General features: G+C 62.1%; 16 protein-coding genes. 8 read left to right on the top strand and 8 right to left on the bottom strand.

All coding sequences use genetic code 11. The features are described from left to right. The 4 genes from F3J17_RS30655 to F3J17_RS30640 form a co-directional block, all read left to right on the top strand. On the top strand, positions 1–620 hold a 620-nt coding region (locus F3J17_RS30655; protein ID WP_167068409.1), incomplete at its 5' end, for a molybdopterin cofactor-binding domain-containing protein. Positions 621–730: 110 nt separating this feature from the next. Next, positions 731–1318, top strand: a complete 588-nt coding sequence (locus tag F3J17_RS30650; RefSeq protein ID WP_167068406.1) for a nucleotidyltransferase family protein — start codon at positions 731–733, stop codon at positions 1316–1318. 145 nt (positions 1319–1463) lie between these two features. Beyond that, on the top strand, positions 1464–1610 hold the full coding sequence (locus tag F3J17_RS30645) for a hypothetical protein (RefSeq protein WP_167068403.1): 147 nt from the start codon (positions 1464–1466) through the stop codon (positions 1608–1610). A gap of 311 nt (positions 1611–1921) precedes the next feature. Next, entirely contained in the window at positions 1922–3154 is a 1233-nt protein-coding gene (locus F3J17_RS30640; RefSeq protein WP_167068398.1) for a PepSY-associated TM helix domain-containing protein, read from the top strand. A gap of 88 nt (positions 3155–3242) precedes the next feature. On the opposite strand, the gene F3J17_RS30635 is transcribed toward F3J17_RS30640, so the two are convergent. From F3J17_RS30635 to aepX, 3 genes are read right to left on the bottom strand one after another with little or no spacing between them, the layout of a single operon-like run. After that, on the bottom strand, positions 3243–4310 hold the full coding sequence (locus F3J17_RS30635; protein WP_167068395.1) for a 2-aminoethylphosphonate aminotransferase: 1068 nt from the start codon (positions 4308–4310) through the stop codon (positions 3243–3245). A 13-nt stretch (positions 4311–4323) separates the two neighbouring features. Beyond that, the gene (gene aepY / locus F3J17_RS30630) at positions 4324–5511 is read right to left on the bottom strand and encodes a phosphonopyruvate decarboxylase (RefSeq protein ID WP_167068392.1); all 1188 of its coding nucleotides are present in this window, start codon (positions 5509–5511) and stop codon (positions 4324–4326) included. Continuing rightward, the gene (gene aepX / locus F3J17_RS30625; RefSeq protein ID WP_167068389.1) at positions 5508–7226 is read right to left on the bottom strand and encodes a phosphoenolpyruvate mutase; all 1719 of its coding nucleotides are present in this window, start codon (positions 7224–7226) and stop codon (positions 5508–5510) included. Before aepX ends, aepY begins: the two co-directional genes overlap by 4 nt. A gap of 503 nt (positions 7227–7729) precedes the next feature. On the opposite strand from aepX, the gene F3J17_RS30620 reads away from it, so the two are divergent. Then, on the top strand, positions 7730–9277 hold the full coding sequence (locus tag F3J17_RS30620; protein ID WP_167068386.1) for a methyl-accepting chemotaxis protein: 1548 nt from the start codon (positions 7730–7732) through the stop codon (positions 9275–9277). A gap of 44 nt (positions 9278–9321) precedes the next feature. On the opposite strand, the gene F3J17_RS30615 is transcribed toward F3J17_RS30620, so the two are convergent. Both F3J17_RS30615 and F3J17_RS30610 read right to left on the bottom strand, forming a co-directional pair. Next, positions 9322–9717 carry a type II toxin-antitoxin system VapC family toxin gene (locus F3J17_RS30615; RefSeq protein WP_167068383.1) on the bottom strand — a complete coding sequence of 132 codons (396 nt, stop codon included), beginning with the start codon at positions 9715–9717 and terminating at the stop codon, positions 9322–9324. Beyond that, the gene (locus tag F3J17_RS30610; protein WP_167068380.1) at positions 9714–9959 is read right to left on the bottom strand and encodes an AbrB/MazE/SpoVT family DNA-binding domain-containing protein; all 246 of its coding nucleotides are present in this window, start codon (positions 9957–9959) and stop codon (positions 9714–9716) included. The genes F3J17_RS30615 and F3J17_RS30610 overlap by 4 nt, the downstream gene beginning before the upstream one ends. Positions 9960–10148: 189 nt before the next feature. Between F3J17_RS30610 and F3J17_RS30605 the strand changes: the two genes are divergently transcribed. Continuing rightward, positions 10149–11864 (top strand): penicillin-binding protein 2, encoded by a 1716-nt coding sequence (locus F3J17_RS30605; protein ID WP_167068378.1) that lies wholly within the window; start codon positions 10149–10151, stop codon positions 11862–11864. Between the two features lie 63 nt (positions 11865–11927). Here F3J17_RS30605 and F3J17_RS30600 read toward each other — a convergent pair whose 3' ends face one another. Both F3J17_RS30600 and F3J17_RS30595 read right to left on the bottom strand, forming a co-directional pair. After that, positions 11928–12281, bottom strand: a complete 354-nt coding sequence (locus F3J17_RS30600) for a DUF4148 domain-containing protein (RefSeq protein WP_167068429.1) — start codon at positions 12279–12281, stop codon at positions 11928–11930. Between the two features lie 239 nt (positions 12282–12520). Continuing rightward, positions 12521–14233 (bottom strand): ABC transporter ATP-binding protein, encoded by a 1713-nt coding sequence (locus tag F3J17_RS30595; protein ID WP_167068375.1) that lies wholly within the window; start codon positions 14231–14233, stop codon positions 12521–12523. A 1702-nt stretch (positions 14234–15935) separates the two neighbouring features. Here F3J17_RS30595 and F3J17_RS30590 point away from each other — a divergent pair. Next, positions 15936–16250, top strand: coding sequence for a hypothetical protein (locus tag F3J17_RS30590; protein WP_167068372.1), 315 nt, complete (start codon positions 15936–15938; stop codon positions 16248–16250). Between the two features lie 463 nt (positions 16251–16713). Here F3J17_RS30590 and F3J17_RS30585 read toward each other — a convergent pair whose 3' ends face one another. Further along, entirely contained in the window at positions 16714–17316 is a 603-nt protein-coding gene (locus F3J17_RS30585) for a response regulator transcription factor (RefSeq protein WP_167068370.1), read from the bottom strand. Positions 17317–17606: 290 nt separating this feature from the next. Here F3J17_RS30585 and F3J17_RS30580 point away from each other — a divergent pair, with 290 nt between their 5' ends. After that, on the top strand, positions 17607–19070 hold the full coding sequence (locus F3J17_RS30580; RefSeq protein ID WP_167068367.1) for an amidase: 1464 nt from the start codon (positions 17607–17609) through the stop codon (positions 19068–19070). Positions 19071–19080: the final 10 nt, after the last annotated feature.

Below are 19080 nucleotides of genomic sequence, written 5' to 3'. Positions count from 1 at the left end.
TCCACGGCGCGGCGAGCGCCGACGTCACGGTCGTCGACGGCTGGGTCGTGCTGCGCGCGGATGCGTCGAAGCGCGACCCAGCCGCCGCCATCATCGCGCGCGCGGGCGGCCAGCCCATCGAGGCGCAGGCCACCGCGAAGCCCGGCGCGGAAAAGCAGCAGTTCGCCTTCCACTCCTTCGGCGCGGTATTCGCGGAAGTGCATGTGGATGCCGATCTCGGCACGCTGCGCGTGGCGCGCATCGTCGGCGCTTACGACGTGGGGCAGATACTCAACGCCAAGACGGCGCGCAGCCAGTTGATGGGCGGCATGGTCTGGGGTGTGAGCACGGCGCTGCACGAGGAAGGCCTGCTCGACGCGCGCAGCGGACGCTTCGCCAATGGCAATTTCGCCGAATACCACGTGCCGGTGAATGCCGATATCGGCGATCTGGACGTGCTGTTCGTCGGGCCGCCCGATCTGCATTTCAATGCGCTGGGCGTGCGCGGCATCGGCGAAATCGGCATTACGGGCGTGCCCGCGGCGATTGCCAACGCCGTCTATCACGCGACCGGCGTGCGGGTGCGCGATTTGCCAATCACACTCGACAAGGTCATGCTGCCCGCGCACACGATGACCTAAGCGCTTGAGTGCCTCGCCGCGCCACACACAAATGCGCGCTTGCCTCACGCGCGGTTGCGCCGCACAATCTGCGTTCACCCCTCTCGCGCGGCGCACCCGCGGTACTCCCCATGGCCTATGCATCGCTCGCCACCGGCGTACTGCTCGCCGCCGGCACAGGTTCGCGCTTCGATCCCGAAGGTCTGCGCAATAAACTCCTCGCCCCGCTGCCCAATGGCATCGCCGTCGCTCATGAGGCCGCGCACCGGCTGCTGCTGGTCGTGCCGCGCGTGATCGCGGTCGTGCGGCCTGGCGCGGAAACGCTCGCCCACACGCTCAACGAAGCGGGCTGCGACGTGGTGTTCGCGGCTGACGCCGTGCGCGGCATGGGCGCGAGTCTCGCCGCCGCCATTGAAGCCGATACCGAAGGCGAAAGCTGGATCGTCGCGCTCGCGGACATGCCGCGCATCGCCGTCAGCACCATCGAGGCGGTCGCGCGCGAACTCGACGCAGGCAAGCCGCTCGTCGCGCCGTTCTACGAGGGGCAGCGCGGTCATCCGGTGGGCTTTGGCTTCGGGCATCGCGAGGCGCTGCTCGCGCTGGACGGCGACGCAGGCGCGCGCGCGCTGCTGACGTCGCAGACACTCACGCGCATCGACGTGAACGACCCCGGCATCCTGCGCGATGTCGATACGCCCGCCGATCTCGACGGACTCTGAAGCGCCCCGGCGTTCGACGGGAATCTGCATTGCGCGGGTGGTCGCGGGCCAGAAACTCCGCGCACGCGGTTTTTCATCGCCTACGCTATGAAGACCACCCACACGTCCTGCGCGGCACACGTCGCCGCCGCACGAGGTATCCGCGATGATCTGCTCGCATACGAACCCGCTTCCCGATCCGCTCGCCGATCCGACGCGCGATCCCGAACGCGATCCGCTCACGCCACCGCCTCCGGGCCACGTCGAGGAACCGCAGCGACCTGACGGGCCGCCGAACAAAGACCCGGTCTAAGCGGCTGGGCGCGCCTTCCTCGTCCGCTGTCCTGTCGTTTCCCTCGCCCGCCGCGGATGGTCTTCGCGGCGCGGTCGCCATGCATCAGTCTGTCCCTCAAACGGGCTGATTGATCCCCACCCGCACATGCTTTCGATCAGCTTTCTATGAAGCTTGCATCAGTCTCGCTCACTCCGTAAAATGCAAACGATTCGCATTTGCGATCAACTATTTACCTTCAATCCGACCGCCGACGCCATCGTGACCGTTTTGCTCCACGCGCCCGTTCCAGTCCGTCGGCGCACGCGCCGCTTTGCCAGCACGACCGCCCTATGAGACCGCTGCTGGTACGCCTGCATCGCTGGTTCGGGCTGGGCATCGCGGCCTTCCTGTTTCTGGCCGGTATAACGGGCGCGGTGATCGCCTGGGATCACGAACTCGACTCGGCGCTCAATCCGTCCTTCTACGACGCCAACACGCCCGGCACCCCGCTCGCGCCGCTCGAACTGGCGAGGCGCCTCGAAGCCGCCGATCCGCGCGCCACCGTGTCCTTCATGCCGCTTGCCGTGGAGCCGGGCCACACCTTCCAGGTGCGCGTCTCGCCGCGGCTCGATCCGCAGACGAAGCAACCGTACGCGCTCGACTACAACCAGGTCGCGCTCGATCCCGTCACGGGCGCCGTGCAGGGCCGACGCATGTGGGGCGCGCCGTCGCTCGCGCGCCTGAACCTGATTCCCTTCCTGTACCAGTTGCACTACACGCTGTTTCTGCCGACCAAAATGGGCATCGACTTCAGCGTCTGGACGATGGGCGTGGTCGGCATGGTCTGGCTGCTCGATGGGTTTATCGCCATCGTGCTGGCGTTCCCGAATCTGAAAAGCTGGCGCAAGTCGCTGGCGTTTCGTGTCAAGCGCGGCGGTTACGCGCTCACGTTCGACCTGCATCGCTCGGGCGGCGTGTGGCTGTGGGGGCTGCTGACGGTGATGGCGCTCACCTCGGTGTCGATGAATCTCGGCACTCAAGTTGTGCGTCCGGTCGTGTCGGTGTTCTCGACGCTGGCGCCCGACGCGTTCCGCTCCGTCGCGCCGGAAGGCGCGCTCGCGCCCGCCGACGAAGCCGCGGCGCGCGATCGCATCGTCGCCGATGCCACCGAAGCGGGCCGCCGCGCAGGCATCAGCGCGCCGCCGGGCGGCATGTTCGCAGTGCCGTCGCTGGGCTATGTCGGCGTGGGCTATTACGCAGCGGGCAAGGATCACGGCGATGCGGGTCTCGGCAATCCGTGGCTCATCATGGACGCGCACACGGGCAAGGTGCTCGCGAAGCAGATTCCCGGCGAGGGCAGCGCGGGCGACATCTTCATCCAGGCGCAGTTTCCGCTGCACTCGGGCCGTATTGCCGGGTTGCCGGGGCGCATCGCGGTCAGCTTCGTGGGCGTCATGGTCGCGGTGCTCAGCGTGACGGGCGTGCTGATCTGGCTGAAGAAGGCGCGCGCGCGACGCAAAGCCGCCGCCAAACCTGCGAAAAAGGCATCGGCGGTGCGCACCAGCGAACGCGCGACGGGCTGAATCGCGGTAGAAACCTCGCGCGAAAAACACAAAAGGCCTTGCAGCGATCACTCGCTGCAAGGCCTTTTTTACGGGCTAAGGCGCTGCCTTACTTCGCGATCTCGTCGAACGAGGCGAGCAGGCGCTCGACGTCGGCGGCGTGGATATCGCCCATCGTCGAGATACGGAACAGTTCCTTCGACAAACCACCCTGGCCTGCGTAGATCACGAAGCCGCGCGCCTTGAGCGCGTCGTGCAGCTTCGGATAGTCGATGCCAGCAGGCAGACGGAACGCGCGCAGAACCACCGACGATTCTTCCTTCGGCAGCACGCAATCCATGCCGCGCGCGGCCAGACCGGCACGCACCTGCTCGGAGAGCGCCGCATAGCGCGCGTGACGCGCCTTCCAGCCGCCTTCGTCGGCGAGTTCGCGCAGCGCTTCGACGAGCGCGTAGTACGCGTGCACCGACGGCGTAAACGGCGTATTGCGCTGATCCTGCAGCGTCGCGAGACGCTTGAGATCGAGGTAATACGTGCGGCTAGCAGCCGTGGCGAGCGCCGCGCGGCGCACTACCACGAAGGCCGCGCCAGGCACGCCGTGCAGGCACTTGTTCGCGGTCGCGGCCACAGCGGCGATGCTCGTATCGTCGAAATCAATCGCTTCCGAGCCGAAGCTGCTCACGCCATCGACAAGCATCTGCACGCCGCGCGCACGGCAGGCCTCGCCCAGCGCGCGCAGATCGTTCAGACGGCCCGTGGTGGTTTCGTGATGAATGATCGCGACGTGCGTGATCGACTTGTCGGCGTCCAGCGCGGCGGTGATACGCGCAAGGTCGGGCGCGTCCATCCACTCATGCTTCACGACTTCATGCGCGATACCGTACTGCGTGGCGATGGCGGTGATGCGCTCGCCATACACGCCGTTTTCGACGATCAGCAGCTTGCCGTTGGCGGGCACGAGCGAAGCGATCATGCTTTCGACCGCCGCCGTGCCGGAGCCGGTCATGAGCACCGCTTGCCACTGCGCCGGATCGAGATCGTAGACGCCGACGAGACGCGTGCGCGCCTCTTCCTGCACGTCGAAGAACTCGCTTTCGCGATGGCACAAATCTTCCTGCAACAGGCTGCGACGCACGCGTTCAGTGAGCGTGACCGGGCCGGGATTGAGCAACAGCATGGGCTGAGTGTCCTTAATGAGCGGCAGCGCCGATGTGGCGCATCAGACGCGTCTTGACGTCGGGCGGCGTGATGGTCGGGCGCGGCAGGCCGTCGGGCGTGCCGCGCTTGATCGTCAGGCATACGAAACGCGTGCCCGCGACGCCGCTTGCGCCCTTTGCGCGATCCTGCGCGGCGGCCAACACGGCGTCGAGCGTGGCGAGTTCGTCGCCTTCCACGGCATCGGCGTAACCGCATGCGGCGGCCACGTTCGCGAACGAAACCTGCTGCGAGACGGTGGCCTGACCGCCGGTCGAATCGTGCGCGCCGTTATCGAGCAGCACGTGCGTGAGGTTCGACGGACCATAAGCGCCGAGCGTCGCGAACGCGCCCATGCGCATGAGCGCCGCGCCGTCGCCGTCGAGCGCGACCACGTTCAGATCCGGACGCGCGAGCGCAAGACCGAGCGCGAACGGCGTCACGCAGCCCATCGAGCCAACCATGTACAGCTGGTTCGAACGATCGTCGATGGCGTAGAGTTCGCGGCCGCAGAAGCCCGTCGATGCCACCACGACCGTCGATTCGGCGGGCGTTGCGGCGATCACGCGTTCGAGCGCCTGCTGGCGCGTCGGCAGTTCGTCGTAGCCACGGCCCGTGAACTTCGACTGCGCGACCGGCAGCGCATGCTTCGCGGGCATCGCGCCGCCGCCCTTGAGTTCGTACGACGCCACGCTGCCCTTCTGCATCACGAGCGCGTACGGGCGGCCCGTTTCGTCCATGTGCTTGACGGCGCGTTCGAGCGCGGGCGCGATCTGGTCGGCTTCCGTGGGGAACAGCTCCCAGGGAATCTCCATCGTGTCGAGCATCTGCGGCGTGACCGGGCCCATCAGCGCGTGCTGCGGCTCATCGGCGACGCCGGGCTGGCCGCGCCACGTCACGATCAGCAGTTGCGGCAGACGGAAGGTCCAGGTGAGCGACGTCAGCGGGCTCACCGCATTGCCGAGACCCGAATTCTGCATCATCGCGATGCCGCGTTTGCCCGCGAGCGCCACGCCCGCCACCAGCGCGACCGCGTCGCCTTCATTGGCCGCCGAGACGTAATGCAGCGTATCGTCCTGCAGCACGTAGTTGATGAACGGCGTGAGGTACGAGCACGGCACGCCTGCGTACCATTCGAAGCCGCGCTCGCGCGCCGCTTCGACAAACTGTGCTGCTTCGATCATGCCTTGGCCTCCGGCTTCGCGCCTGCCGTGCCGCCGCCGATCGGCGTTTGTGCGTGCGCGAAATCACCCGCGCGACGGAAGTCTTCGAGGTCGTTCACGCCGCGCCAGTGGCCGCGCACGTATTGCACTTCGATCTTCTCGCCGTCTTCGATCAGCGCATTGAGCAGCGCCGGCATGTCGAGCGAGTCGAAATCGGCGCGCGTCTGCAGTTGCGCAATCTTGGCCTTGAGCTTGTCGCGGCCCGCGCCGCGCACGCTCGTGAGACCGATCCAGCGGCCGCTCGGCGCGGTGGCTTGCGATGCCTCATCCGACGACACGCGTTGCAGATACACCTTGTTGCCGAACAGACCGCGATCGTCGCCCGCCGAGCACCATGCGAAGTCGCGCACGCTGGCGTTTTCCGATGCCGGCGACGAGTCGATCACGACGCTGAATTCGGCATCGCTATCCACCAGATCGCGCAGGATGTAGCTGCGGAACAGCAGATCGCCGTACGAAATCACCGTGTCGTTGTCGAGCGCATTGACGGCGCACGCGAGCGAGGCGAGTTCGTTGGTCTGCGCATAGCGTTCGTTGCGCGCGAGCTTGATGCCGGCCGTGTCGATCGCTTCGGCCTTGTAACCGCCCACCACCGTGATGTCGTTGATCGCTTCCTTCTTGAACGCGTCGACCAGCCAGCGCAGCAGCGGCTTGCCCGCGACCGGCAGCATGACCTTCGGCTTGTCTTCGGTGACGGCGTCGAGGCCCGATCCGCGGCTGGCCGCCAGCACGATCGCCGAGCCCGCCGAACGCGTGGTCGACAGGTAACGGTTTTCGGCTTCCGAGTATTCGTCGGCGTCCTGCAGACGGAAAATTTCGTTGACCGTAGCAATGCGGTCTTCGACGTCGACGAGCGTTTGCGTTTCGTAGATCGTCTTGGTCACGGCCTGCATCGCCGAAACGGCTGCGCGGATCTGGTGATTTGCCCAGATGATCGTGCTGATACCCGCCTTGCGGAACACGTCGGTGGGCGTGCTGTAGTACTTGGTCGGCACGATCACGAGCGGACCGCGGCCTGCCCATTCGCGTGCAAACGTGAGGATCTCGTCAGCTTTCGAGAGCTTGCTGTGGATCAGGATCGCGTCCGCGCCTGCCTGGCGATAGGCTTCGGCGCGCTTGAGCGCTTCGTCCATGCCCCAGCCGGCGATCAGCGCTTCCACGCGTGCGACGATCGAGAAATTCTCGTCCGTCTGCGAGTCCTTGCCCGCCTTGATCTTGCCGCAGAATTCGTCGATGTCGGCGAGCGGTTGCGCTTCGCCGCCGATGAAGCTGTTGGTCTTCGGGAACACCTTGTCTTCGATACAGACGCCGGCGATGCCGCGCTGTTCGAGCTTGCGCACGAGGCGGCGCACGTTGTTGAAGTTGCCGTAGCCGGTGTCGCCGTCCAGCAGGATCGGCAGATCGCTGGCGTCGGCCATGAATTCGAGGTTATCGACCACCTGCGTCCAGCTCGCTTCGTTGTTGTCACGCACGCCAAACTGCGCCGAAATCGATAGGCCCGAACCCCAGATTGCCTTGAAGCCCGCTTCGCGCGCGATACGCGCGGACAGACCGTTGTGCGCTTCCATCAGGAATTCGAGTTCGTTGCTCAACAGCATCTGACGCAGGCGTGCGCTGCGCGAGGTGGCCGAAGTCGGAAGTGCGTTGGAAACCATCGAGGGTTCGCGTGCGTTCATTTTTTTACTCCAGTGGACGTCGTCGCGCCGCGCTTTAAAAGGCTGCGTCGCGTGCGTCGCATCGTTGGTTAAACCGGTTTCTGGCCCGTGGATCGCCAATGCGCAAATCGATTTTTGTGGCTGCCATTAAATGTGGAATTCAAGGCGGCGATCGATGCAAAGACTCATTAAAACGAGTCAAAAAACAGCGCTGGCTTTGGGCCGAAGCCGCGACTATAGCGGAAATGATTCGCACTTGCCGTCGATCCCCACCAGAAGTGGCAAATCATGGTGTTGCAGTGAAATTTGTGGCTTTTAAAGGCTTTTTGCGCCATTTTTTGTGCACTTTCGCGGCAAGCCAAATGGTGCTCTACAAGAGCGTTGGTTTCCTAAGAGGAAACAGGGTTCGTCCCAGGTCACGCGGCGGTTTGTGCAGGCCGTAAACACAGGAAGGCGAAGCGTCCCATTCGCTGGATGAAAAGCTGGCTAGAAGCCCCACGCCCCTCTGACCGACCAAGCAGACGATGACTCTCAACAAGAAACTCCGCTCGATGATCGCGATCCTCTGGATCGGCCTGCTTCTGATCGTTGCCTTCGGCGCATGGCAAAGCCGCGACGGCATGATCCGCGAACGCCGCGCGCAACTGACGACGCTCGTGGACGAAGCCACCAGCATCGCCAACTACTATTACGGCCTCTCGCAGCACAACGTCATGCCCGAAGCCGATGCGCAAAAACAGGCGCTCGCCGTGATCGGTTCGATCCGTTATGGCAAGGACGGTTATCTGAGCATCAACAACTCGCAGGCCGTGATGCTGATGCATCCGATCAAGCCCGAGCTGAACGGCAAGGCGCTCACCGATTTCGCCGATCCTTCGGGCAAACATGTTTTCACGGCGCTTTCCGAAGCGGCCAACCAGCCGGGCGGCGGCTTCGTCAACTACCTCTGGTCCAAGCCCGGTCATAGCGAACCCGTGCCGAAGCTGAGCTTTGGCAATCGCTTTGCGCCGTGGGACTGGGTGATCGTCACCGGCATGTATATGGACGACGTGAGCGCCGCGTTCTACAGCAGCCTGCTGCGCTGGGTGCTCGTGACCTTCGTGCTGGGCGGCGCGGCGACCGTGGTAATGGTGTTCGTGGTGAAGAGCGTGCGCGGCAGCATCGGCGGCGAACTGGAAACCGCGGTGGAAACGGCCAATCGCATCGCCCAGGGCGATCTCACCTCGCGCGTCGAGGTGCACGGGGCGAACGATCACAGCCTGATGCGCGCGCTCGCCACCATGCAGGGCGCGCTGGTGCAGACGGTCGCGCGCGTGCGCAGCGGCGCGGAAAACATCAACGTGGGCGCCAACGAAATCGCCGCGGGCAACACCGACCTTTCGCAACGCACCGAAGAACAGGCGGCCGCGCTGGTGCAAACCGCGTCGAGCATGGACCAGATGACGGCCAACGTGCGTCAGAACGCGGATAGCGCGCAGCACGCAGCCACGCTCGCCAGCCAGGCCGCCGACGTCGCCACGCGCGGCAGCGTCGTCGTGGACGACGTGGTGCGCACGATGGGCGACATCACGCACAGCTCGCAGCAGATTGGCGACATCATCGGCGTAATCGACGGTATCGCCTTCCAGACCAATATCCTCGCGCTCAACGCGGCGGTGGAAGCGGCGCGCGCGGGCGAACAGGGACGCGGCTTCGCGGTGGTCGCGGCGGAAGTGCGCAGCCTCGCGCAGCGCTCGGCAGCTGCGGCGAAGGAGATCAAGGCGCTGATCGAGAAGTCGACCGGCACCGTCACCGAAGGCCAGCAACTCGTGACCAACGCGGGCACGACGATGAGTGAAATCGTCCAGTCCGTGCGGCGCGTGCATGAGATTCTCGAAGAGATCAGCAACGCCTCGCGCGAACAAAGCGCGGGCATCGAACAGGTCAATCGCGCGGTGGGCGAGATGGATCAGGTGACGCAGCAGAACGCGGCGCTGGTGGAAGAGGCTGCGGCGGCGGCACATTCGCTCAAGGATCAGGTGAGCGGGCTGCGCGAGTCGATTGCGAGCTTCAGGCTGCCGGCGATGGCGTGAACATGTGTGGGGGACGCCGCGGATCGGGGGACGCGGTGACGCCCCTACTTAATAAGTTTCATGCTCGCAGTTTTGGCGGCTTTGGTATCGAATGTCGCCGTGTATTCACACTGCGCGTCGTGGCAACTCCGCTCGATCAAGCAGTCGGCGAAATCGGCTGAAGATCCCGCATAGACCCGCACGGCCTTCCAGACGGTCTCTGCCACCTCGACAATCAGTTCGCGTGCTCTCAGCACTGTCTCGATCACGTGCACGATCTCTTCGCGACCCAGGTCATAGGCGCGCGCGAGCACCCACACCGTTTCGATAAGCGCCACCTGCGTGATGTAGCCGGGCTGCTCTGCAGTCAGCGATTCGATCAGGGCGGTCGCCTTTCTCGACTGAACGGGGTCGTCCTGAGCAAAATAGCGCACGAGGACATTGGTATCGAGGCCAATCATCGCGAGGCGCTGCCTTGCCGGGCAATGACCTCGTTCATTTCTTCAATCGTCACCGCTTTGCGTGGCTTACGCACGATGCCTTTAAGCGAAGTCACTGAACAGGTGGCTGGCACGACTTCGTAATGTCCCGTCGCTTCATTGAGGATGAATTCAACGCGGTCGCCAGTTGAAAGTCCCAGGTGCGTGCGTACATCGGCAGGTATGGTGATCTGCCCCTTTGATGTCAACGTTGCGGAAGCCATATCGATCTCCGTGGAATGTCCTTACTTTAGGGTAAGGCGCTGCGTCCGGCAATTTTCCTCTGTGCGTATTGGCGTTTTCCTGAGGCTACGCAAAAACGCTCACGTTCGAACAATGAATTGCCACCTAAAATTTCATTTTAATTACTCTATGTTTACAATAATATTCTAGCCACCCCCTGCTCCACCCCGATGATCCGTTCCAGGAAACCGCCGCGCGATCCGCACGCCACCGCGACCCGACATCCGATGCTGGCGCCGCAATTGCCCGCGTGGCGCTCGAAGCTTGTCGTGTTTATCACCTTTGCGGCCTTCGCCGCACTCGCGGGCCGCGCGCTCTGGGTTCAGGTCGTCAATCACGGTTTTTACGTCAAGCAGGGGCAAAAGCGCTATCAGCGCACGCTCGAACTCGACGCCATGCGCGGGCGCATCGTCGACCGCAACGGCGCGCTGCTTGCCGTGAGCCTGGAAACGTTCGAAATCTGGGCCAATCCGAAACTGCTCGACGAAGCGGCACACGGCCCGCTGGCGAAACTGCTCGACATGCCGGTTTCCGAGCTGCGCCACCGTCTGCCGCCCGAGCGCTCGTTCGTGCTGCTCAAGCGCCAGGTGGACGCCGAAACCGCCGCCCATATCGACGAAATGGCCACCGGCGGCATCACGCTGATCGCCGATTCCAAACGCTTCTATCCCGAAGGCGAATCCGCCGCACACGTGGTGGGCTTTACCGACGTCGAAGATAAGGGCCAGGAAGGCGTCGAGCTGGCCGCGGATAAGCGCCTGCACGGCACGCCGGGGCAACGCGAAGTGATCCGCGACCGGCTGGGCCGCGTGATTTCGGAGCCGAGCGAGCGCATCCAGCCGCACAACGGCGACACAGTGCAGCTCACCATCGACCGCCGCGTGCAGCAGCTCGCTTATTCGCAGCTGAAGGCCGCCGTTGCGAAGCATCACGCGGAAGCCGGCAGTGTCGTGGTGCTGGACGCGCAGAACGGCGATATTCTCGCGCTCGCGAACTGGCCGTCGTTCGATCCGAACAACCGCTCGCGCCTCACGGGCCGTCAGCTACGCAACCGCGCCGTGATCGACACGTTCGAGCCGGGCTCGACGATCAAACCGGTGGTCGCGGCGCTCTCGATGGATTTGCGCAAGGTCAACGCCAACACCCTCATCGATACGACGCCCGGCACCTTCCGCATCGGTCCCGCCGTGATCCACGACACCTCGAACCACGGTCGCATGACGGTGGCCGAGGCGATCCAGAAGTCGAGCAATATCGCGCTTGCGAAGATGGCGCTCAACCTGCCCGCTCAGACCATCTGGAACAAGTATCAGGACTATGGTCTTGGCTTGCGGCCCGAAGTGACCTTCCCCGGCGCCGCGGCGGGCCGCGTGCGACCGTGGGCGCGCTGGCGTCCGATCGAGCAGGCGACCATGGCCTATGGATATGGGCTGTCGGCTTCGCTGCTGCAGATCGCGCAGGTCTACACGGCGTATGCCGGCGACGGCACGATGTATCCCGCGAAGCTGCTGCATGACAGCGCGCCCGGTTCCGCCGCGACGCAGCCGCGCACGGTCACCACGCCGGCATCGGCGGCCGCTTTACGCGCCATGCTGGAATCGGCCACGCGTGAAGGCGGCACGGGCCGCGCGGCCAATGTCGAAGGCTATCGCGTCGGCGGCAAGACCGGCACGGCGCGCAAGCAGATCGGCGCAGGCTACGCGAAGAACCGCTATCGCGCGCTGTTTGTCGGCATGGCGCCGATGAGCGCGCCGCGTGTGATCGTCGCCGTCATGATCGACGATCCGGCGGGCGGGTCGTTTTATGGCGGCACCGTTGCGGGCCCGGTGTTCTCGGGCGTGATGCAAGGTACGCTGCAAATGATGGGCGTTCCGCCCGACGCATGAAAAAGCGCCGCTTCGATGCGGCACTTTCGTTGACAACCCGGTCATGCGGATTCACTACGCAGCTTAATGATGCTGGTACGCAGGCGGCTCCGCACTGCGCAACGCGGCCACCGGGCCGCCCGCTTCGCTGGTCTGCACCGGCTGCGCGCCGTAACCCGATTGCGCGATATCGTTTTGCGGTTGCTGCTGGGCAACGCGCGCTTCATCGGCGCGTTTCGCTTCGAGGCGGCGCAGCGCGGCCTGAATGTCATCGGGATAATTGACGTCGTTGCCCGACGCCGGGCTGTAGCCAACCGACTCGAGATCGACCAGTTCCTGCACCACCTGCGCACGCGTCACCGGGCCATTGTGGATCGATTGTGCAAACGATATCGCCGGAATCACTGCGATCATCGAAACCAGCGCCGTGCGTAGCATTGCGTTCTTCACCGTACTCTCCTGTGGTCTGAACGGACTCGCTGCGCGGGCGATCTGCCGTGCGAGCGGCGAGTCGATGCGACAAGTCTACGCAGCACGCGCGCCCCTAAAAACCGGGTTGCGAGGGGAGGACTGTTCCAGTCTATGGAAGATTGGTGAGGACTTCTGCGCGAGGAGTGCGGTCCTGGCGCGCCCACAATGTGACCGGGACGTCACGCTCGCAAGCCGTGATCGCGAAGCTATTCGCTGCTACCCGCTACCAGATTTTCAGTGCCTGCGTGAGCGTGGATGGAGGAAGTTTCAGGCTTTCCCACCCTGACTAACTGATCCGTTTCCGCCACAACCGATAGACGATGCGTGATCGCAATCACAGTGACTTCTTCAGCCAGGCCTCGCACATGGTCCATGACATCGCGTTCGGTTTGCTCATCAAGTGCGGAACTCGCTTCGTCAAGAAAAAGAATCGCTGGCTTCCCGTAGAGCGCGCGCGCTATCGCGATACGTTGTCGCTCTCCACCCGATAACTTCAAGCCTCTTTCTCCGACCGTCGTCTCGAATCCGTCGGGAAGGTTGTTGATAAACGGCAGGATCGCGGCTTTCGCCGTTGCTTCAAGCAACCTGTTTTCGTCGCGTGGCCGGCCAAGAAGAATGTTATCGGCCAGGCTCTCATTCAACAGAACAGCATCTTGGGGCACAACGGCCACGCGCTCATACCAGAGCGCCGATGGAATGATCTTTAGATCGATGTCGTCGACCAGGATGCGGCCTGCGCTGGCTTCGATTGATTTCAACGCAAGTTTGAAAACCGTCGATTTACCCGATCCAGTTTCTCCTACCAGAAAAGTTATCCGTCCGCGTTCGGCGATCAAATTGACTCCGAATACGCCGCGTCCGTTTTCATACCGATAGCTCACGTTATCAAATACGACGCGGCCTTCGCTCAGCAAAATGTCGCAATCGTGAGAGACCTGGCTCTCTTCCGGCGCGCGCCACATAGCGACGAATGGCGCGAGAGATGCCCTGACGCGCGTCATTTCGTCAATGGTATGCGCAATCATCTCGAATGGCTGATTGAGTTGTAGCAGCAGCGTGTTGAACAATACGATGCTGCCAATCGTGATCGTTCCTTCAGAATAACGTGGCAGAAGCAGATAGAACGTCACTCCAAACTGCAGCATTAATGCAATACCAAGCCAGCCAACATATCCAGTTCGCCTCAGTACGTAGGCGCGCCAATTGTCACGCACCTCTTGCGCGGTCTCAGAGAATCGTCGGCTCATCCAGCGATGGCTACCGAAATGCCGGAGCGTCTCCATTGCGTTGATGGCGCCGCCGACGAAGCGGGCACTACGCTGTCCGGCCTGCACCGCACTGTCCAGAAAGGCACGGGAACGCTGCACAGAGAGGGTTGTAATCGTTACGGCCACCACTCCATAGACAACGACAATCGCGACAATCTGTAAATTGATCAGGGTTCCTAATGTGATCAGCGTAAGGGCGATCTGGATGACGCCCGGAATCAGGCTACCGAGACATAACTGCACAAGCATCGTAAGCGCTGACCGACCTTGAGCGTTGGCACTCTGGATCTCGACCGGATTGTGCTCGATGAAGAATGCTGTGGTCTTTTTTAGAATTCGCTCGAAAAAACGTGTGCTGGTGATGAATCCGAGATTTTCGGCACTCATGTACGCCAGATACTGGGCAACGCGCTGGAGCGAACTGGCAAGGCCCAGCAGAACAGGATAGAGCGCAAGACTCCAGACGACTGTCGCCAACACATGCGCGCGAGAAAGCCGATCGATGAATCGAGAAAAAACATAGGGGCCGGCGACGGCGCTCACACTCGCAAGGATGACAACGGCCGCGACGACAAGCAACATCCGTCGATCGGACTTCCAGTAAGCGCGAAGAATCTCGGTCGCTGGATTGGGAGAATCACTTTTCGCCATTATTTAGACCAGGGAGCGATGCTTAATGAGACTAGAGTTGAAACCATTTCGCATAAAACACAGATGAGACGTATTCTCATTCAACCTTATGTTATACACTATCTACCCAGAAAATTTATTAAGCCGGATTTCAATACCGGACATTGAAGGCGACCCAATGCCAAAACACGATGACACACATCGAAAGACAGTCAGTCGGCTCGACAAGTTATTGGTACTGGCTATGCTCGCCGGGTCAATGGCGCTCTGCGGCTATATTTGGCACGACTTGATTGGCTGCTTATGCCTGCTGGGTATTAGCCTGATTCTTTGCTGGATCATTATTAAGTCAACTGAGATATTTGTCAGCGAACTTGATGAATAACATTTGAAGAATGCATACCTGAACTTCAGGTGTTTCGGATCGCAGTCACGTTTCCAGCAGGTCTGGTTTCTAGCGTGGATGCCGACTTCTTGTGCGTGCGCGATCAAGGTGTCCTGTTCATATGGTGAATCCAATGTTGCGATTTGTCGTCGTCCGCGGGGTCCTGGCGTGGGGACTTACTAGTGCTCTTATCTTCACCGTCATTCAATTTTTCCAGGGCCGCGAAATCGGAGCATTGGATGCCGCAAGGAATGCCGGCATATTTATGATCGGTGGAATTTTTTGGGGCATCACGATGTGGTGGTTTATCAATCGCAAAAGAGGGAATTCGCGAGACGATTGATAAAGATCTCAGTCGACGAAATCGCGCGATAGTCGGCCAGAAAGAGGGGTTCGACTTCGATGGAAACGGCTAGCGGCCGATTTGGCTGGTGCAAGCTCACCAAATCGGTGAAGCGCACGCTTCACAGACGAGGCTCATAGATGGGCGCAAGTGCGCATGTTGATACGCGAATATTCGCTTTCATCTTCGTTGTGTTCGTCGCCGCAGTTTTCAGATGGTTGCGGTGGCGAAACGCAAAGATTTCAGGGCTGTCGCGATCACAGATCGCTGACATCGAATTGGCGCCCGGAGAGAAGTTGTTACGTCAGGCCCAATGGTCTCGGATGTCTGGGTGGATTCTCGTATTCCTCCCGATCGTCGGGGGAACAATATCGCAAATTCATCACCCGGTTACTCTTTTCATGTTGATTGGGGAAATCGTGCTTTTGGAGATTTTTCTCGGCGGACTGGGGTGGTTTCTCTTGTGGAACGCCAGGCAGATCGAGGAACGAGCACGCCAGATGGGGGCTATTGCTTAGAGCGAGCACCCCTGTCGCGAGGCGGAGCCGCCCCGGTCAATATCCGATGCACCGTGCCCAACGGCCGCTCCTGGGCCGATGAGGTCGTTCTCAGCCCGCAGGCAGCAATCGATGTCCCTACCCCCAAGCCCATCAAATGAAGGCTTTTTGAATTAAAAATGACACGTTATTGAAATGTTGCGGACACAACGGTCATGAGGCTTCGGGGTCGGCGATCGGTCGAATGTAACGCCTCTTGACAACCCGACCCTTTGAAACCGAACGGCAAGGTTCAGAAACAGCCTGTAATCCGTTTTGCATCAAGGCTTAAACGTCAAATCGGCCTTTTTTGGGGACGGATCGCTCGAAATGAAAGCTTACAAGTGCTCACGTATTCACCGACTTCCGCCCGATAAGCTTGGGTCCATGGTCGAACGCAACGCAGCGCACCACGCACTGCAAGAAGCGGACGACGGACTTCGATGAGGAGGAAAGAATATGAACACGAAGAGCTGGAAGACCCCCGCACGCGCTCTCGCAGCCGCGCTGCTGGCAGGCGGCGCGCTGATGGGTGCCTCGAGCGCCTTCGCCCAGTCCGCTCCGTACGGCTTGCGTGCCGATTCGGCGCCGCAATATGGCGAAGCGCACATGATGCCGGTAGGCGTGCAAGTGTCGATCGGCTGGCACGACAACCGTTACTGGGACGGCCACCGTTACTGGGAACACGACGAGTGGATGCACCACCATCCGCACGATCCGGGTCCCCCGCACTGGCACGGCGACGACCATCGCCCGCCCCCGCCGCACTATTGATCGACTAGCCGATCAAGTGTGACACTACCGAGGCCGGTTGCTTCCGCGAAGAAGCAACCGGCCTCGTTGCATTTCGACATCTGAAGCGCTTCGGGTCAGCAAACCTCTGATGGGTTTCTCATTTCACTTGCTTACTCGACATGTTTCGTAATTGTCGATCGAAACCCCATTAAATTGATTCGATATCCGAATTGATTTACAGGCCGAAAGACGCTGAATAAGGGACTCGCGCCGTCGAACCTTCGCCGAATAGTGGATCGTGGACGAATATCCGCAAACCTCGGCGCTATGCCGATTGCACGTCCACGGTAATGCAGGGTAATGGGCTGGCGTTGCTTCGCTCGCGCGGTGACGGTAACGTAGTTGGGCGTTTCGTTCCCCGGAGCGCACGGTGTATTCTCATTGCCCCGACCACCACTGGTTGGGGCCTTTTTTTTGGCCGTTGCGAACGTAACCGTAACGATCAGTCGATGAGCTTGTTCAACGTAGCGAATTCGATCAGCGCCGCCAGCGAAGACACACCCAGCTTGTCGAGCACACGCGTCTTGTAGGTGCTCACGGTCTTGTCGGACAGACCCAGACGTGCGGCCACGCCCTTGTTGCTCATGCCGCGCGCGAGATACTGCAGCACTTCGACCTCGCGCGGCGACAGCCCGTTGAGCGCCACATCGCGGCCGCCGCCGCAACTGCCCGCCGGGAAGCAGTCGTAGCCCAGCAGCACGGCCTTCACCACGCCACACAACTCCTCCACCCCACGGCTCTTGCTCACGTACCCGTTCGCGCCCGCAATGCGCGTGTGATTGGCCATGACCTGCTCGGGTTTCGCGGACAACACCAGAACGCGCGTGCCGGTCTGTTTCGTGCGAATGCCGCGGATGACCGAGAGGCCATCGAGCTTCGGCAATTCGAGATCGAGAATCACGAGATCCGGCTGCAAGGCGTGGACAAGACGCAAGCCTTCCTCACCGTCACCGCATTCGCCCACCAGTTCATATTCGGTATGCAGGACGTTGGCGAGCATCTTGAGGACGATCGGGTGATCGTCGATAACCACGATGCGCTTCATTTTTTGTTCCATGTTTTCGGAGGCGTGAATGCGAAGCGCCTTTCGGCGCGAAAACTACAGCCTGAACGACGCACTCCCCTTTTTGCATAGGAAAAATCTGAAACGCCTCCAGCCGATTGTCAGGGGTTAACCCGACAACCCACCGACAAACTGTCATCCCCTGGCGGCAACCGCTGCTTCACGCGGCAACCAGCCGTTACCTTTCCCTCGCAGGTTTGACGCGCGACAATAAAGCTCCCCCTGTTCCATCCGCAACCAATCGTTAAATCCATCGTTCACGAGAGTCACGCATGAATCAGGCATCGCCCGCCACACCCCAGGACATCGTCGCCGCCGACGCCCTCGAACTGTCGCAATGGATTCGTCTGCGCAAGGTCTCGTGCCGCGAAGTCATGACCGCCTTCCTCGATCACATCGCGCGCGTGAATACGCCGGCCAACGCAATCGTGTCGCTGCGCGATCGCGCGGCGCTCCTCGAGGAAGCCGGCGAGCGCGACGCGCAACTCGCGCGCGGCGAGTATCTGGGCTGGCTGCACGGCATTCCGCAGGCGCCCAAGGACCTCACCGCCACCGCGGGCATCGCCTCGACGCAAGGCTCGCCGATCTTCCGCGACGAAGTGCCGAAGGCCGACGCCCTGGTGGCCGCCCGCATGCGCGCGCAGGGCGCGATCTTTATCGGCAAGACCAACTCGCCGGAATTCGGACTGGGCTCGAATACCTACAACACCGTGTTCGGCACCACGCTCAACGCCTATGACGCCACGCGCAGCGCGGGCGGCAGCAGCGGCGGCACGGCCGTTGCACTCGCGCTGCGCATGCTGCCGGTGGCCGACGGCAGCGACATGATGGGGTCGCTGCGCAACCCGGCGGGCTGGAACAACGTGTTCGGTTTCCGTCCCTCGCAGGGACGCGTGCCGTCGGTGCCCGCCGTCGATCTCTACTACAACCAGCTCGGCTACGCGGGCCCGATGGGCCGCAGCGTGACCGACCTCGCCATGCTGCTGTCGACGCAAGCCGGCTACGACGCACGCGCGCCGCTCTCCATCGCTGAAGACGCAGCGCAATTCGCCCAGCCGCTCGCGCGCGACTTCGGCGGGGCGCGCATCGGCTGGCTCGGCGATTACAACGGCTATCTGCCGATGGAAGACGGCGTGCTCGCACTATGCGAAACGGCGCTCGGAGATTTCGGTGCGATCGGCTGCAAGGTCGAGGCCGCGCGCCTCGACTATCCGATGGAAAAGCTGTGGGAATGCTGGCGCACGCTGCGTCATTTTTCGGTGGCGGGTTCGCTGGGCGCGCTCTATCGCGATCCCGCGAAGCGCGCGCTGCTCAAGCCCGAAGCGCAGTGGGAAGTGGAAGGCGGCTTCGCGCTCTCGGGCGAGGACGTGTGGAATGCGTCGGTGGCGCGCAGCCAGTGGTACAACGCGCTGCTCGCGCTATTCGAACACCACGACTATCTAGCGTTGCCGAGTGCGCAACTGTTCCCGTTCGACGCGAACCAGCATTGGCCCAAGTCGATTGCGGGCCGTGAGATGGATACCTATCACCGCTGGATGGAAGTGGTGATCGGCGCGAGTCTCGCCGGTTTGCCGGTGATCAGCGTGCCGGCCGGCTTCAACACGCAGGGCTTGCCGATGGGCATTCAGGTGATCGGCAAGCCGCAGGCCGATCTGTCCGTGCTGCAAGTCGCGCACGCCTACGATCAGGCGACGCAGTGGGTCAAGCGGCGCATACCGTCGGTTCTCGCGGCATAAAAAACGAGGC

This window comes from Burkholderia sp. Ax-1719 (assembly GCF_011753055.1).
Classification (GTDB): domain Bacteria; phylum Pseudomonadota; class Gammaproteobacteria; order Burkholderiales; family Burkholderiaceae; genus Paraburkholderia.
Note: the sequence above shows the minus strand (reverse complement) of the source record. Positions and strands in the feature narration are given on the sequence as shown.